The sequence below is a fragment of the Shewanella sp. MBTL60-007 genome (assembly GCF_019654915.1).
GTDB lineage: Bacteria > Pseudomonadota > Gammaproteobacteria > Enterobacterales > Shewanellaceae > Shewanella.
Genome location: NZ_BPET01000122.1, coordinates 1 through 2,844, shown reverse-complemented (window position 1 = coordinate 2,844; position 2,844 = coordinate 1). Strand labels below are relative to the sequence as shown.

At 55.9% G+C, this 2,844-nt stretch carries 4 pseudogenes; 2 read left to right on the top strand and 2 right to left on the bottom strand.

From position 1 onward, the window contains the following. A pseudogene (locus K5Q92_RS23505) lies at window positions 1-803 on the top strand (ISL3-like element ISPst2 family transposase); the annotation flags it as partial. A 132-nt stretch (window positions 804-935) separates the two neighbouring features. Here the strand turns inward: K5Q92_RS23505 and K5Q92_RS23500 are convergent. Continuing rightward, window positions 936-1,774 (bottom strand): annotated as a pseudogene (locus tag K5Q92_RS23500) (AadA family aminoglycoside 3''-O-nucleotidyltransferase). A gap of 145 nt (window positions 1,775-1,919) precedes the next feature. On the opposite strand from K5Q92_RS23500, the pseudogene intI1 reads away from it, so the two are divergent. Further along, window positions 1,920-2,717: pseudogene (intI1, locus tag K5Q92_RS23495) on the top strand (class 1 integron integrase IntI1); the annotation flags it as partial. 52 nt (window positions 2,718-2,769) lie between these two features. On the opposite strand, the pseudogene K5Q92_RS23490 reads toward intI1, so the two are convergent. Further along, a pseudogene (locus K5Q92_RS23490) lies at window positions 2,770-2,844 on the bottom strand (IS6 family transposase); the annotation flags it as partial.

The following is a 2,844-nucleotide window of genomic DNA, read 5'->3' as shown; positions in this document are numbered from 1 at the left end:
ACCGCTGCATTCTGACCAACATTGAGGAGCGAACCCTGCTCGACCTGCTGGCCACCCGCCGCCAGGACGTGGTGACCAACTACCTGATGAAGCTGAAAGACCGGCAGAAGGTCGAGATCGTCAGCATAGACATGTGGAACCCCTACCGGGCAGCGGTCAAGGCTGTGCTGCCCCAGGCCCGTATCGTGGTCGATAAGTTCCATGTGGTGCGCATGGCCAACGATGCCCTAGAGAGAGTGCGCAAGGGCCTCAGAAAGGAGCTGAAACCGTCCCAGAGCCGGACTCTCAAGGGAGACCGGAAAATCCTGCTGAAACGCGCTCACGAAGTCTCAGACCTGGAGCGCCTCATCATGGAGACCTGGACAGGCGCGTTCCCGCAACTGCTGGCCGCCTACGAGCACAAGGAGCGCTTCTACGGCATCTGGGACGCCACCACACGGCTCCAGGCAGAAGCCGCCCTGGACGAGTGGATAGCCACCATCCCGAAGGGCCAAAAGGAAGTCTGGAGCGATCTGGTCAGGGCAGTGGGAAACTGGCGCGAAGAGACCATGACCTACTTCGAGACGGACATGCCCGTCACCAACGCTTACACGGAGTCCATCAACCGACTGGCCAAGGACAAGAACCGTGAAGGGCGCGGTTACTCCTTCGAGGTGATGCGGGCACGAATGCTCTACACCACGAAGCACAAGAAGAAGGCACCGACTGCGAAGGTCTCTCCTTTCTACAAGAAAACCATCGGTTACGGACTGCCGGACTTCGCAGAGGAACTCAACTACGGAGTGGATCTATCAACCATCTGAGGGTGGTATCAGATTGATGGGGTGAAGGTGCCCCATCAACCATTAAATCCGTATACCCAAAATAATAAAAGCAGACTTGACCTGATAGTTTGGCTGTGAGCAATTATGTGCTTAGTGCATCTAACGCCGGAGTTAAGCCGCCGCGCGTAGCGCGGTCGGCTTGAACGAATTGTTAGACATCATTTACCAACTGACTTGATGATCTCGCCTTTCACAAAGCGAATAAATTCTTCCAAGTGATCTGCGCGTGAGGCCAAGTGATCTTCTTTTTGTCCCAGATAAGCTTGCTTAGCTTCAAGTAAGACGGGCTGATACTGGGCAGGTAGGCGTTTTATTGCCCAGTCGGCAGCGACATCCTTCGGCGCGATTTTGCCGGTTATTGCGCTGTACCAAATGCGGGACAACGTAAGCACTACATTTCGCTCATCGCCGGCCCAGTCGGGCTGCGAGTTCCATAGCTTCAAGGTTTCCCTCAGCGCCTCGAATAGATCCTGTTCAGGAACCGGGTCAAAGAATTCCTCCGCTGCCGGACCTACCAAGGCAACGCTATGTTCTCTTGCTTTTGTAAGCAGGATAGCTAGATCAATGTCGATCATGGCTGGCTCGAAGATACCCGCAAGAATGTCATTGCGCTGCCATTCTCCAAATTGCAGCTCGCGCTTAGCCGGATAACGCCACGGGATGATGTCGTCATGCACGACAAGGGTGACTTCTATAGCGCGGAGCGTCTCGCTCTCGCCAGGGAAAGCCGAAGCCTCCATAAGGTCATTGAGCAATGCTCGCCGCGTCGTTTCATCAAGCTTTACGGCCACAGTAACCAACAAATCAATATCGCTGTATGGCTTCAGGCCGCCATCCACTGCGGAGCCGTACAAATGCACGGCCAGCAACGTTGATTCCAGATGGCGCTCAATGACGCTTAGCACCTCTGATAGTTGGTTCGAAATTTCGATGGTCACCGCTACCCTCATGATGTCTAACTTTGTTTTAGGGCGACTGCCCTGCTGCGTAACATCGTTGCTGCTCCATAACATCAAACATCGACCCACGGCGTAACGCGCTTGCTGCTTGGATGCCCGAGGCATAGACTGTACAAAAAAACAGTCATAACAAGCCATGAAAACCGCCACTGCGCCGTTACCACCGCTGCGTTCGGTCAAGGTTCTGGACCAGTTGCGTGAGCGCATACGCTACTTGCATTACAGTTTACGAACCGAACAGGCTTATGTCCACTGGGTTCGTGCCTTCATCCGTTTCCACGGTGTGCGTCACCCGGCAACCTTGGGCAGCAGCGAAGTCGAGGCATTTCTGTCCTGGCTGGCGAACGAGCGCAAGGTTTCGGTCTCCACGCATCGTCAGGCATTGGCGGCCTTGCTGTTCTTCTACGGCAAGGTGCTGTGCACGGATCTGCCCTGGCTTCAGGAGATCGGAAGACCTCGGCCGTCGCGGCGCTTGCCGGTGGTGCTGACCCCGGATGAAGTGGTTCGCATCCTCGGTTTTCTGGAAGGCGAGCATCGTTTGTTCGCCCAGCTTCTGTATGGAACGGGCATGCGGATCAGTGAGGGTTTGCAACTGCGGGTCAAGGATCTGGATTTCGATCACGGCACGATCATCGTGCGGGAGGGCAAGGGCTCCAAGGATCGGGCCTTGATGTTACCCGAGAGCTTGGCACCCAGCCTGCGCGAGCAGCTGTCGCGTGCACGGGCATGGTGGCTGAAGGACCAGGCCGAGGGCCGCAGCGGCGTTGCGCTTCCCGACGCCCTTGAGCGGAAGTATCCGCGCGCCGGGCATTCCTGGCCGTGGTTCTGGGTTTTTGCGCAGCACACGCATTCGACCGATCCACGGAGCGGTGTCGTGCGTCGCCATCACATGTATGACCAGACCTTTCAGCGCGCCTTCAAACGTGCCGTAGAAGGCACTGTTGCAAAGTTAGCGATGAGGCAGCCTTTTGTCTTATTCAAAGGCCTTACATTTCAAAAACTCTGCTTACCAGGCGCATTTCGCCCAGGGGATCACCATAATAAAATGCTGAGGCCTGGCC